We start from the raw sequence: 12,652 nt of genomic DNA on the forward strand, positions 1-12,652 counted from the left end.
TACTATTGAAGTACTGATAAATTATCCGGTGTATTTATATTATTTATTGGGGAGCCGTGGTTTGGCAATCGATCTTTGGGGCAGAGGAGGCGAGGTATGGGAATCTATGAAGAGGATCGAGATTCTTCTTTGCCGAACAGCACCTCAAAGCGGGGCATGATCAAACTTATGCTAAAGCTACCAACTGTCCGTGACGACATAAAGCGTTCTCAAGGAGAGCCCCTTCTAAGTTTGGCAGAGGCCTATCAGATTGCAAGTGACGTCTTGGACAAGTTGAGACTTTCGAGAAACGCAGACAGCGCACTTTTTGCTGAGTATGAGAAGGTCTGTCGCGAGATTGAATTCGAAGTCACCGAGTATTGCCTGTCTCGCAGAAATAATTGCTGACCTCAGTACATCTCGTTTAGCGACCGAGAGGTTTTCCATCGTTAAAATTGCTCAGGATTATCTCCCGAACGGATTGGGGGACGTGTTCCCATTCCATCTGTGCGGTTAACTGCGCCTGTGTTTCTTTTGGTAGGACTAATCTCTCAGATTGACTACCCGCGCGCGCCGCCAAGCCGTAGATATCTCGAAGCCCGACTTCCGACGGGAGCCGTTCTGCGTGCTTCAAGGCATTTTTCCAATCTTGCTGACGGAACGCTTCTAGCATCAGTAAACGGCGATTCTCATACGTAATGTCTTTTTCCTGCTTGTGACCGATCAGATTCAAGGCATCGTCCCACTGGCTGTTTGCGTAAAGTGCAAGGGCGAGGGAATCCCGAAGTTGAGGATTGTTAGGATTATACGCTAGTGCTCGTTTACCTGTTTCGGCGGCAAGCGTTGTTTCTCCTGATCGAAAATATGCATCCATAAGTGCAAAATGAGCTCTGTCTGACTGCGGAGATAGCATAACTGCGCGCTCCGCCAGTGACCTGCTTCTTGCTAATAATTCCACACTCGATCTGGCTTGAGCAGACCGAGATAAAACACGCGACAACGCAGCTAGTGCGTCACTATTTTCCGGATAATGAATGACTGTTTCTTCGAGACATTGCTGCACAACGGCAACTGGCCTGAAGCTAGCCAGATAAAGCTCTGCCGTCAGGACGCAGGTGTTTCCCAGTACAGAACGATCCATCTCATCTTTGACGAGCTGGGCATTTGGGACGCCGTTGGAAGCGGCAAGTGTGGGGGCAAGAGAGGATGCCAGAGTTTCTGCAATCTCCGCTCGGGTCATTCCGGTCCCATCGATTCTTACAACACCAGAACCGAGGATTTCCTTCCGCCGACCATCCTTTACTTCCCACCATAATGCGCGTATCCGGTCATCAGCTCGATATCTTATTCGTATGGCAAACGTTCTCGTACCGGTAGCTTGAGCGATAGAGATATCGCTATTTGTCCGGAGCGATAACGTATGGAAGTTTCCCAAGGCTGCAAAAAGAGCGTCCCGCACATTGGCAGCTTCAATCAGAAGGGCGTCATCATCGGTGCCAAACTCTATGGTTGTGATGGGTTTGGCGGTGTTATCGGTCGATTCGATGAAACTCCAAGTCGTGAGCATGGCAGTCACGAGAGCTACACATATAATCAAGGCAGGCAGCCACCATTTTCGGATGTGGCTGGGCCAATGTATCGCAGAGCCCGATGAGGTGGCAATTAAATCAGGACTTTTACTTCTCTCAGGTGGCAAATTGGAACGATAAACGAAACAAAGGGCGTACTTCCCTTTAGGCAAAATGATGTCGATCGTTTTTTCCTGACCGAAAGCCTCGAAATACTGAACAAGAGCAGAGCGTAATCTGCTCATCTCAATTCTCGCAATCGGATCGGCAGTAGGGTCAAAACTTTCGGGTCTGCCAAGCACGTCGACAGCAATGGCATAGGCCTTCACACTGTCGCGGCCATTGGAAAAATATTGATCCCCCAGATAGGACAAAATTGCTTTAGCTCTATCGGTCGCATGAAATCGTTGATCGGACAGTAATTCGGTCAACGCTGATTTTGCTTCAGCAGTCGTTACGTCTCCAATCACAGTCAGACTACGTTTGTCAGCCATAACAAAACTCCGGTGGAACTGACAGATGTTTCAAAGTCCGTCGTAATGTTTCCGTTAGAATGCAGGCTTCGAGGAGGCTAGTGCGTGATCTCCCCTATCTGTACAGAAGTCCAGACGGTTAGTGCGTGTTCTTTATCTGATTGAATCAAATATGCGCTTTAGTAGCTGTTTGATCGACACTTGATTGGATGTTGAAGCCGATAAATTTAGAGATACCGTAGATATTTTGACGCTTTGCTCGCGGACATTCTATGCATTTTGTGCCAAAATATTATATAGAGTCCGGTAAATAGTGCTAGTATTTTCCATCGAGATCTATATTAAATAGTGATAACAGATCCAGAAATATAGTATACTATAGTGGGCGTATCAGATATTTATATCAATGAACAAATTTCGGGATGATGTCACGCTATATTATTCTTTGTTGGCCGTATAACGGTGCGGCAGCCGCTCAATAGTCAAGTGAATTAATCACGATCGATCTCTCAGAGCCTGTTCCAAAAAGGGTTGAGCGATTTCATCAGGTTATGATTCAATCGGATTTCTGACGTACGATGGAGATCACGATGACCTGGACTGAAACCGCTCGCCGACAGTATGACCGTCGCACTTCGCGTTATGCAAGTGATTTAACGGATGCGGAATGGTTGATTATTGAGCCCCTGATGCCCGCGTCCAAACACCTTGGGCGGCCTCGAAAGACGAACCTGCGTGAAGTGGTGAACGCGCTTCTTTATATAGCTTCTTCAGGCGGCACCTGGCGGCTTCTGCCAACGGATTTTCCACCGTTTTCCACGGTACAGAAATACTTTTATCGGTGGCGGGATGAAGGGACATTGAGAGCAATCAACAACACGCTTGTTATGGCGGCACGCGAGTTGGCGGATAAGCAGCCTAGTCCTACAGCTGGTGTGATCGATAGCCAGTCGGTGAAAACCACAGAAAGTGGCGGAATACGTGGCTTTGATGCTGGGAAAAAGATCAACGGACGCAAGCGTCATATTGTGGTTGATACACTGGGTTTGATGGTTGGTCTCGTGATCCATTCGGCGGGCATTCAGGACAGAGATGGTGCGCCGGATGTCTTGAAAACCATTCTCAAACGTTGGCCATGGTTGCGGCATATCTTTGCTGACGGCGGATACGCAGGACCAAAGCTCAAAGGCAGGTTAGAAAAGGTCGGGAAGTTTACACTGGAAATCGTCAAGCGGTCCGATCACGCTGAAGCTTTTGAAGTCCGTAAGCGGGTAGGCTACCTCACGTATCTTTCGTCGGTGTGATGGGCGATTTTCTGCATGAATCATGCGGAGAATCCTATGAGCGACACTGTGAATCAGCCCCGGACATTCGAGGTTTTGACGGCGGAACCCGTGCGAAGCCGACGGCGGCCGCGTGACTGGTCGGATGACGAGAAGGCGCGGATTGTGGCTGCGTCGTTGCAGCCCGGGGCCAACGTCTCGGCGGTTGCACGGTCTGAAGGTCTGGATCCCTCGCAGCTTTATGGATGGCGTCGTAAGGCGCTTGCGTCTGGCGTTGTTTCGCCAGTAACGGCGGAAACGGCCAGTCCGGCCAGATTTGCACGTGTTGAAACGACGTGTAGCGCTTCGATCGATATTGTTGTCGCCGACATGGTGGTTCGCATCGGTTCAGCCTTCGATCCGGATCACCTGGTGAAGGTTCTGAGGGCGGCTCGCAAGGCATGATTTCCAGCGGTGTGGTGGTTTATGTGTCCTGTCAGCCCGTCGACTTCCGCAAGGGAGCCGCTTCCCTGATGGCAGTTGTCCGTGATGGCGGTCTCGACCCGTTCAATGGCGCACTTTATGTCTTCCGGTCAAAACGTGCCGACCGGGTCCGGATTGTGTGGTGGGATGGAAGTGGCGTTTGCCTTTATTCGAAAACGCTTGAGGATGGTGGCTTTTGCTGGCCGGGCCTGTCGGCGGCAAGGATACGTCTGGATCATTCCCAGCTCATGGCTTTGTTGGCTGGAATGGACTGGAAAAAGATCCGCCCAAACAGGACAAGACGGCCTTTGGTGACGGGGTGACCGCACCTGCGGCAAGATGATTCATGATGCTGTAATGGTTGGGAAAACGGCCACTTTTATGCTCTACTCAGCCTCATGGATTTACCGCTTCACGATCTGCCGGATGACGTTGACGCACTGAAAGCTATGGTGCTCGCAATGGCTCGTGAGCAAGCTGCGAAAGAAGCCCGGTTGAAGGCTGCTGAAGCTGAGATTGCCCGGCTGGAGGCAGTAGAGAAGAGCGCCAACGAACGGATCGCCAACCTGACATCCATCATGAAGGTTTTGCAGCGCACCCAGCACGGCCGGCGCTCCGAACGATTACGCCTTGATGTTAGCGATGAACAGGTATCGTTTGCTTTCGAGGAAGTGGAAACCGGTCTCTCGGCGATCCAAAGCGAACTTGACGATGCGGCCAGGGACAAGCCAAAACGGGCATCACGTCCGCGCAAGGGTTTTGCCGCTCATCTCGAACGCATGGAGGAAGTCATCGAACCGGAGATTCCGGCTGGTTGCGAGGGTCTGGAAAAGGTCCTGATCGGCGAGGATCGCTCGGAACGCCTGGACGTCGTGCCCCCGAAGTTCCGGGTTATCGTGACACGCCGCCCCAAATACGCATTCCGGAACCATGATGGGGTGATTCAGGCGCTTGCGCCTGCACATATCATCGAAAGCGGTTTGCCGACAGAGCGCCTGCTCGCCTATATAGCCGTTTCCAAGTACGCCGATGGCCTTCCACTTTACCGTCAGGAGGCAATCTATTTACGCGATGGCGTCGAGATCAGCCGGAGCTTGATGGCGCAATGGATGGGGCATCTGGGCTTCGAGCTTCAGATATGCGCTGATTATATCCTGGAACGGGTCAAGGAAGGTGAAAGGGTCTTCGCCGATGAGACGACTTTGCCCACTCTGGCTCCCGGTTCGGGAAAAGCCACCAAGGCATGGCTTTGGGCCTATGCACGCGATGATCGCCCCTATGGTGGGAGCAGTCCACCAATGGTGGCCTATCGCTTTGAAGACAGTCGGGGCACAGAGTGCGTGGCGCGGCATCTTGCCGGGTTCAACGGAATCCTGCAGGTGGACGGATATGGCGCCTATACGAGCATGATCAAGGCGCAAGCCAAGGCTGGGCGCAATGAACAGATACAGCTCGCAGGCTGCTGGGCACATCTGCGCCGCAAATTTTACGATCTGCACGTCAGCGGGATCTCGCAGGTTGCAACGGATACGGTCATCGCCATGACCAAATTGTGGAAGATCGAGGATGATGTTCGCGGCAAGAATGCCGACATCCGCGCCGCGTTCCGTCAGGAACAGTCCGAAACCATTGTCGCCCGCCTCTTCGACCTGTGGGAAAAGGAACTGGGTAAAGTCTCGGGCAAGTCCAAAACCGTAACCGCCCGATTGCTACCGCCTGTTGAAACAAGGCCTCGTGACGTAAGACACGTCTTTAGCGACGTCGTTAATGACGTGTCTTGAGATTGAGGTGGACGATGCGGATGGAGATACTGGGCCATGAACGCCGCCGTCGGTGGCGAGCCGAAGAGAAGCTTGCGATAGTCAATTCGGTTGGGGTTGATGGCGCGACAGTCACAGAAGTTGCGCTCCGTCACGATGTATTGCGGCAGCAGATTTATATGTGGCGTAGCGAGTTGAAGAGGAAGGGGCTTCTGCCTTCCTCGCCGGAGCCCTTGTTTCTTCCCGTTGACATGACTGCCGCTCCGCTCGGTTCTGAGGCGAACAGTTCTGTCGATGCTTCATGCTCAATGGTTGAATTGCAATTGCGCTGCGGCCGTCGACTTTGTTTTGACAGCCAAGTGGAAGGTGCGGTGTTGACGCGGCTGATCCGGGTGGTGGAACAGGCATGATTGGACCGGGCACCGGCGTTCGGGTTTACCTTGCCTGCGGCGTCACAGATATGAGGAAGGGCATTGAGGGGCTTTCAATGTTGGCACAGGATGTCTTGCGTCAAAAGCCGACAGGAGGAGCAGTCTTCGCCTTTCGCGGGCGACGTGGCGATCGGGTGAAGCTCCTTTATTTTGATGGCCAGGGATTTTGCCTTTACTATAAAATCCTGCAGAAAGGCCGTTTCCCCTGGCCGTCGGCGGCCGATGGGACGGCTCGACTGACAGCAGCGCAACTGGCGATGTTATGGGAAGGAATAGACTGGAGGCGTCCGGACTGGGGTGCTCCGCCGGCACGTGTCGGTTGATTTTATCTTACTGAAACTACTTGTTTTTATGGTGCCCTGTCCTGATTTATGCTAGTCAGGATCATGTCGAATGCGAGCTCAATTCTTCCTGATGATCCAGCCTTTCTGAAGGCGATGATCACCGCCTTGCAGGCGGAGAATGCGAAGATGTCGGCGGCGTTGAAAGCGCACGATCACCTGATCCAGGGTCTGAGGCTACGCATTGCGCGATTGAAGAAACAGATCTTCGGCAAGTCTTCTGAAAAGATCGAGCGGGAAATTGCGCAACTGGAACTGGCTCTGGAGGATCTGTTGATTGCCAGTGCCGAACACGAGACCGCGCCCGTCGAGGAGCTTGAAAACGATACGGCTTGCGTTCCGGATGAAACTTCACAGTCCCGGCCACTGCGTCGGCGTCCGCGTGTGTCGGAAAATGCCGTTCGCGAACGCCGGGAACTGGATCCCGGTCATTGTTGTCCTGCCTGCGGCGGAGAATTGCGCCTTGTCGGAGAGGATGTCAGCGAAATCCTCGACATGGTCGCAGCGACGATGAAGGTCATTGAGATCGCCCGACCAAAGAAGTCGTGCCGTTGCTGTGAGAAGATGGTGCAGGTTCCTGCTCCCAGCCGCCCAATACCCGGCAGTATGGCTGGTGCCGGGCTTCTGGCCTATATCCTGGTCTCGAAGTTCGACGATCACCTGCCGCTCTATCGCCTCAACGAGATCTTCGCGCGGATGGGTGCCGATATACCTGACAGCACACTGGTGGACTGGTGCGGTCGTGCCATGCAGGTGCTTCGGCCGCTGATCGAGCGCATTGAGACCGAGATCATGAAAAGCGATCTCCTCCATGCTGACGATACGCCGATCCGGGTGCTGGATCGCTCATTGCGCGACAAGGGATTGGGCAAAGGTGTGAAGAAGGGCAGGATCTGGACATATGTCCGCGATCAGCGTCCATGGGCGGGTGGTGCACCACCAGGTGCTGTTTATTACTTCGCTCCCGACTGGAAGGAAGAGCACGTTCATAGCCATCTCAAAAAGGCGAGTGGCATTCTTCAGGCCGACGGCTACAAAGGCTATGCGAAGTTATATGAGCCGGGATCGGACGGGAAGCCCCGGTTCCGGGAGGCTTCATGTTGGGCGCATTGGCGGCGTGACTTTCATGACATCTGGACTGCAAACAAATCCGGGATTGCGCGCGAGGCTCTCGACCGGATCGGAGTGCTGTATGATATCGAACGGGGTATTATGGGGCAGCCTGCCGATGTACGGCTTGCCGCGCGTCAAAAGCACAGCAAGCCGAAGGTCGAGGAACTGCATGCATGGGCGGAAAAGCAGTTGCTCCGCATTCCTGGCAAAAGCGAGCTGGCGAAAGCTTTGCGCTATGGGCTGAGCAGATGGCCGTCACTCTGCCTGTTCCTGGAGGACGGGCGCGTGGCCATAGACAACAACGCTGCGGAGCGGGCCCTGAGACCAATAGGAGTAGGACGCCGGAATTGGTTATTCGCAGGCGCTGACACCGGCGCGGAAACTCTGGCACGCGCCATGACGATCATTGAAACAGCGAAGATGAACGGCATCAACCCGCAAGCTTATCTGGCCGATGTGCTCGACCGGATTCACGACCACAAGATCAATCGACTCGATGAGTTGCTGCCGTGGAACTGGAAGCCCCTCGCAGCTGAACATGCAAAGGCAGCCTGATGGCCACGGTCAGATTTGTTTACACGCTCGACTATGTCGCTGAAATGCTCGAAGAGGATGTCGATCTTCTTCAAGCGATCATCTACAATGACGACAACCTGACCTATGGCAATATCATCACCGTCGTAACCGGCGACGACCAGACTACGAGCGCCCTGACGGACGACGGCATCGATGAACTCAGACAGATGCTGGCCGACGCACGTAAATCAGCCGAAAAATGGCAGGAATTCCTCGAATGCTTTGTCGATGACGAAGAAATCGTCGCGCGCATCAATACATATTCTCCACGGTAACAATCGGGCGGTTACCCAAAACCGCCGAGGCGATCCGCTACGCGTTCACCCGGCGCGAGGCCCTGGAGCGCTTCCTCACCGATGGCCGGGTCGAAATCGATAGCAACATTGTCGAGCGTGCGATCAGACCACAGACAATCACGAGGAAAAACAGCCTGTTTGCCGGAAGCGAAGGTGGTGGACGGACCTGGGCTACACTGGCCACGCTTCTCCAGACATGCAAAATGAACAGCGTCGATCCGCTCGACTGGCTATCCCAAACACTAAGCCGCATTGCTCAAGGCTGGCCTGTAACCGAAATCGAAGCCCTTATGCCTTGGAACTTCACGTCTGACGCCATCGGCTAACCGCTTACTGAAGTCCTCCCGCGTCGATGGGTTGTCGAGCGCACATTTGCATGGCTGGGAAGGTGTCGCAGACTGGCCAAAGATTTCGAGAAAACCATCGCTTCTTCCGAAGCGTGGATTTACATCGCAAATATCCGCTTCCTTACGCGGCGTATCGCAAGAGCCTGATATCGTTACAGTCATTATGATTCAGGCTCTTAGACCTGCGTCGACGTATTTCTCGGAAAAGATGAATGCCGCGATTCCGACTATGAAGCGTGCTGATGGGCCGGGATCGGAAAGGAAACTCCTGATCATGGGCTTGTCCGAGAAAAATGTTGGCAGCACAAGCACAAGAAGACCTCCCCATGCAAGCGCCACGAACACCAGTGCTCGCCAGCCCGTCCTCAGCGCGTTTTCATGCAGGAGGTGCAATCTGCGCTGAAGCTCGAAAAAAATACCTCCGTGGGCCGAATGAAAATCGAGGCGCGGGGCTTTCTCCAAACCCGGACCGTCTCTGGATTGCCGGCCAACGTCAATAGGTGCTGGCATGGATCAGTTTTCCGCGATCGACCAGCGGTCGCCGGGATTGAATTGCCTAATCGATGGCGCGATCTTGTCCGTTTCCGCGCCTAGATCAGCCTGATAGACGATGCCATTACGATTGATCACGAATGTATTGACACCGGTCTCACCGTATCTTGCGGGCCAGGCAACGAGTGCGTAGCCAGCAATCATGTTGCCATTTATGATATAATCAAAGGCACCGCCTGCAATATTTTCGCCCTGTCGGGTCAGAACTTTATATCGATAGCCAAAGTACCGGTTCTGTTTTGATTGATCGAGTTGCGAAAAATCGAGCGAGGGGGATGCAGGGCTAGGATCGTTGCCGTCGACATCGGGCCAGAGCAGTCCGTCTTTTTCGCCAGGACTGCTGACGATCTTCTGTGCGTATTCCAGCACACCATCGCCGTCATGATCGGCATTGGCATACTCTTCCTGTGCATCGATATAAGAGCGCATGGTTTCGATGGTCTGAATTTCGTTTTCACCGACACGCCGGTTGATGATTTCCTCGATCCCCAGCACTGGATCAAATGCAAACTTCCCATCTTCTTTTTTTGCGACGGGAAACGGGAATGGCCACATGATCTCACCGACATCAATGACGTAAAAGTCACCTTGCGTCTCAAGCCCTATGCGCCGAGAGATACCGTCCTTGATCAGAGCAAGGGTATCGGAAATACTCTCAGATTCCTTGAGTACATCCGGCTTCAAGCCCAAAATATCAGCAATTTGTTCCAAGTTGTCGGACTGAACGGCTTCCTTGAAGCCCACCATTGCTTCGTCTGCGGTAGTGAACTCTGGTGGCGCTTTATCAGAAATCAATCTGGCAAGATCATCATTGTCTGCCGCTAGGGCAGATCCCATCAGCAAGGCGAGCGCCGTGAAGCCAGATGCGAAGGATAGCACTGCGGTGTAACGAATATCCCACTTCATGGTCTTTACCTCCACCGGTTAACGTCGATGTCCATGCGGCATGCGGGCATGGCCGCCTCCCATAGATCTGCGTTCAAACTGGTGACCCCCACCCATCGCACGGCCACCACGTTGTGAGCTCATGTGGGCAGAGGCTCTGGGGCGGACCTCTCCAAGGCCCGAAGGGCGTTTCGGCCGAACATCATGTTTGCCAGCCATGCTATGCTTCACAGTATGAGCGGGGCCGTTATGGCTTTGCGCAGCTTTCGATGGTCGCTTCTTGACTTGAGACTGTATGTTGGCAGCTTTACGGGTGCCTTGTACCTTGTTTGCTCTTACGTCCTTGATAGTCGAGGTGCTGATCTTGTTCTGTCTCGCCCCGATCTTATCGGTTTTCAGTGACTGGGCCCGGTTTCTGATATTATCGCCCCCAGTTTTTTCCAGGCGAGTTCGGATGTTCTTGCTGTCGATCTTCGAGAATTGGCTGTGATCGAAGCTGAGCTTGCTACGGTCTACGTCCTTCCAGTCGACATCATTGAAATTAACCCGGCCGTTAAGGTCGATGTTGTTCATGCAGTGATTGCAGTCGATATCAATATCGGCTCCATCATAGCGTCCTCCCCAGACGCCCCAATCATCCCAGTCAACCGCTGCCGCAAACACGGCTCCTGTCACAAATCCGGCAAAATACGTTGCCGTCGGGTAATAATAATTGGGATAAGGATCGGGATAGTAAGATACAGGTGCTACGGCGTAACCGGACTCATAGAGCATCTGTGGCTCATACTGAGGAACGTAAATTTTCTGAGGGTCAGCGGACTTGATGACCACATTATTATTTTCTTTTGTAACCTGTACTTTGTCGTCGCTCTTAATGACGCCATCTGCAACGGCTTTGTCCCTGAGCGTTTGTATAGCAACAAGCATGTCTTTCTGCTGGCTGGCGACTGCGTTGCCGATTGCCTGCGTCCATTCAAGGTCGTCGCTCATCATTTTGACGATCTGGGGATAATTCAGCAGTGATATCACGCTACCGTCCCATTCTTCCTTTGGTTTTAAAGAAGAATTGGTTTTGACGGTATCCAGAAAACGTGCAGCTTCCACGACTTGCAAAGGATAAAGCGACGCTGACGTTATGAGCGCAACGAGCTCATCTGGATAAAGCGCAATACGTGCGACAAGAATTTGCATCTCCTGGTCACTCAGTGCAGCTTTGCTCGTTACCTGGGAATCTGTCGTAGAGGCAGTTGGAATTGCTGCGGGCTGTTGGGCTGAGGCTCCATCAGCGGATAGCGCGAGAAATGTAGTGGTCGCCAGCAGGAGCGAGATGCGTTTCAGATTGTTACTGGGAACCGCGGATCTACCATTCATCTTACCCTCCCATCCGTGAGGAGTATCCTCATCGGTTGATGATTAATTCGACGTGGTCGGTATGCGCTGATCAGAACTTTACGGTCAGTCCCAATATAGGTCCTTTTTCTACTACGTCGAATTCGAAGCCGTCATTGCTATAATCGACGCCCAGCGCGCGATAACCAAGCGTTGCCGAAACAGTTTCATTGAACCGATAGCCAAGAGCCGCCGCAACATCCCAATCGACATCAGCGCCGCCGGCACCTACAAGGCCCCAACCTGTCAGGAAAACATTTGGTGTGAAGGAATAAACACCTCTCACGCCTGCCATCGCGTCCACCCAGGTTGCACTGTCACTGACTTCCCGCCCGTCAAGCAGGCCGCCGCTGAAGGACACTTCAGTTTTTGCTGACCAGACTCTCAGGCCACCAACGAGATCGAGATGGCTGAACTCGTCACCCAAAACGGTATATCCTGCTCCAAGCAACCCGGCGAACGTCCTACTGTCGACGGTTGCATCCGTCGCAACAACACCGCGTGGCGTTGCGCTGGTGCCCGAAAGATCAGAGTAGATGATATCTCCAAAAATACTGTATGGTCCCCGCCGCGCTTCCCCCGCGATCATTGCAGCAAAGTCGAGATTGTCCCACACATCGCCGAACGATGCATCGAGATGCACAGAGGGAAGACCAAAACTTCCCACGTCCCCAGACAAACCGGCAACCCAAAAATACGGTGTTACAGATATCTTCCAGCCGTCCTCCACAGGCTTCTGTTCGGGTATGATTGCCGGACCAAGATCTGCTGCAGCCGCATGGTAACCAGTAGTAAGAAGTGTTGCGCTCGTGATGACAAGTGCGCATATTCTGGCTGTATTGTTCATCTTCGCAATATCCAATGTTTCGTTGGGCGGTTCTGATTTGAGCGGTGTCTCCGGCATTTCCCCTGCTATCTTTATCCGGCAGGCAGGGAACCCATCTTCATAGCTGAAGGTATAACGATAACGGATCAACGCAAGTAGTTTCGACGATTTGGCAATAATGAACGTGTTCGTACCTGTGCGAACCTAGCGTAAAACGCAATTATTACGCAATGTTGTTTGAGTGAAATCGTATCCGTGAGGTTGTGATCGTGTTGAACCTGAATGTGATCATCCAACGGTTTCCAGATCACGAGACAGTAATTCGATCATTATACTGGAAATCCCTGGAATTTCGGATGCTCTGTGACGAC

Annotated in this window: 10 protein-coding genes and 4 pseudogenes; 10 read left to right on the forward strand and 4 right to left on the reverse strand. The window is 52.9% G+C overall.

Annotated features, from left to right (window positions below; genetic code table 11):
- Positions 1-403: 403 nt before the first annotated feature.
- Positions 404-2,041 carry a hypothetical protein gene (locus CQZ93_RS03435; RefSeq protein ID WP_105541347.1) on the reverse strand — a complete coding sequence of 546 codons (1,638 nt, stop codon included), beginning with the start codon at positions 2,039-2,041 and terminating at the stop codon, positions 404-406.
- 569 nt (positions 2,042-2,610) lie between these two features.
- Between CQZ93_RS03435 and CQZ93_RS03440 the strand changes: the two are divergent.
- The 10 genes and pseudogenes from CQZ93_RS03440 to CQZ93_RS03485 form a co-directional block, all read left to right on the forward strand.
- Positions 2,611-3,291 (forward strand): annotated as a pseudogene (locus CQZ93_RS03440) (IS5 family transposase); the annotation flags it as partial.
- A 69-nt stretch (positions 3,292-3,360) separates the two neighbouring features.
- Positions 3,361-3,747 (forward strand): transposase, encoded by a 387-nt coding sequence (locus CQZ93_RS03445; RefSeq protein WP_105541348.1) that lies wholly within the window; start codon positions 3,361-3,363, stop codon positions 3,745-3,747.
- On the forward strand, positions 3,744-4,088 hold the full coding sequence (tnpB, locus tag CQZ93_RS03450) for an IS66 family insertion sequence element accessory protein TnpB (protein WP_105541349.1): 345 nt from the start codon (positions 3,744-3,746) through the stop codon (positions 4,086-4,088). The genes CQZ93_RS03445 and tnpB (CQZ93_RS03450) overlap by 4 nt, the downstream gene beginning before the upstream one ends.
- Before the next feature lie 75 nt (positions 4,089-4,163).
- Positions 4,164-5,468: pseudogene (gene tnpC / locus CQZ93_RS03455) on the forward strand (IS66 family transposase); the annotation flags it as partial.
- A 98-nt stretch (positions 5,469-5,566) separates the two neighbouring features.
- On the forward strand, positions 5,567-5,935 hold the full coding sequence (gene tnpA / locus CQZ93_RS03460; RefSeq protein WP_181153301.1) for an IS66-like element accessory protein TnpA: 369 nt from the start codon (positions 5,567-5,569) through the stop codon (positions 5,933-5,935).
- Positions 5,932-6,279, forward strand: coding sequence for an IS66 family insertion sequence element accessory protein TnpB (gene tnpB / locus CQZ93_RS03465; protein WP_011982990.1), 348 nt, complete (start codon positions 5,932-5,934; stop codon positions 6,277-6,279). Before tnpA ends, tnpB (CQZ93_RS03465) begins: the two co-directional genes overlap by 4 nt.
- 63 nt (positions 6,280-6,342) lie before the next feature.
- The gene (gene tnpC / locus CQZ93_RS03470) at positions 6,343-7,965 is read left to right on the forward strand and encodes an IS66 family transposase (protein WP_105543156.1); all 1,623 of its coding nucleotides are present in this window, start codon (positions 6,343-6,345) and stop codon (positions 7,963-7,965) included.
- Positions 7,965-8,261 (forward strand): hypothetical protein, encoded by a 297-nt coding sequence (locus CQZ93_RS03475; RefSeq protein ID WP_105541351.1) that lies wholly within the window; start codon positions 7,965-7,967, stop codon positions 8,259-8,261. The genes tnpC (CQZ93_RS03470) and CQZ93_RS03475 overlap by 1 nt, the downstream gene beginning before the upstream one ends.
- Positions 8,262-8,278: 17 nt before the next feature.
- Positions 8,279-8,608: pseudogene (locus CQZ93_RS03480) on the forward strand (IS66 family transposase); the annotation flags it as partial.
- Between the two features lie 9 nt (positions 8,609-8,617).
- Positions 8,618-8,776: pseudogene (locus CQZ93_RS03485) on the forward strand (transposase); the annotation flags it as partial.
- A gap of 366 nt (positions 8,777-9,142) precedes the next feature.
- On the opposite strand, the gene CQZ93_RS03495 reads toward CQZ93_RS03485, so the two are convergent.
- The 3 genes from CQZ93_RS03495 to CQZ93_RS03505 all read right to left on the reverse strand — a co-directional run bounded on the left by CQZ93_RS03495 (position 9,143) and on the right by CQZ93_RS03505 (position 12,302).
- A complete protein-coding gene (locus CQZ93_RS03495; protein WP_105541353.1) occupies positions 9,143-10,087 on the reverse strand; it encodes a DUF2950 family protein in 945 nt (314 codons plus the stop codon).
- An 18-nt stretch (positions 10,088-10,105) separates the two neighbouring features.
- Positions 10,106-11,437, reverse strand: coding sequence for a DUF3300 domain-containing protein (locus CQZ93_RS03500; protein WP_105541354.1), 1,332 nt, complete (start codon positions 11,435-11,437; stop codon positions 10,106-10,108).
- Positions 11,438-11,507: 70 nt separating this feature from the next.
- Positions 11,508-12,302, reverse strand: coding sequence for a hypothetical protein (locus CQZ93_RS03505; protein WP_422616088.1), 795 nt, complete (start codon positions 12,300-12,302; stop codon positions 11,508-11,510).
- Positions 12,303-12,652 lie beyond the last annotated feature (350 nt).

Origin of the sequence: Ochrobactrum vermis, assembly GCF_002975205.1 — a bacterium.
GTDB classification, from domain to species: Bacteria; Pseudomonadota; Alphaproteobacteria; order Rhizobiales; family Rhizobiaceae; genus Brucella; species Brucella vermis.

Excerpts from the sequence above, each read along its gene's own strand:
- CQZ93_RS03435 (WP_105541347.1), bottom strand. The coding sequence starts at position 2,041 with ATGGCTGACAAACGTAGTCTGACTGTGATTGGAGACGTAACGACTGCT.
- CQZ93_RS03445 (WP_105541348.1), top strand. The coding sequence starts at position 3,361 with ATGAGCGACACTGTGAATCAGCCCCGGACATTCGAGGTTTTGACGGCG.
- tnpB (WP_105541349.1), top strand. The coding sequence starts at position 3,744 with ATGATTTCCAGCGGTGTGGTGGTTTATGTGTCCTGTCAGCCCGTCGAC.
- tnpA (WP_181153301.1), top strand. The coding sequence starts at position 5,567 with ATGGAGATACTGGGCCATGAACGCCGCCGTCGGTGGCGAGCCGAAGAG.
- tnpB (WP_011982990.1), top strand. The coding sequence starts at position 5,932 with ATGATTGGACCGGGCACCGGCGTTCGGGTTTACCTTGCCTGCGGCGTC.
- tnpC (WP_105543156.1), top strand. The coding sequence starts at position 6,343 with ATGTCGAATGCGAGCTCAATTCTTCCTGATGATCCAGCCTTTCTGAAG.
- CQZ93_RS03475 (WP_105541351.1), top strand. The coding sequence starts at position 7,965 with ATGGCCACGGTCAGATTTGTTTACACGCTCGACTATGTCGCTGAAATG.
- CQZ93_RS03495 (WP_105541353.1), bottom strand. The coding sequence starts at position 10,087 with ATGAAGTGGGATATTCGTTACACCGCAGTGCTATCCTTCGCATCTGGC.
- CQZ93_RS03500 (WP_105541354.1), bottom strand. The coding sequence starts at position 11,437 with ATGAATGGTAGATCCGCGGTTCCCAGTAACAATCTGAAACGCATCTCG.
- CQZ93_RS03505 (WP_422616088.1), bottom strand. The coding sequence starts at position 12,302 with ATGAACAATACAGCCAGAATATGCGCACTTGTCATCACGAGCGCAACA.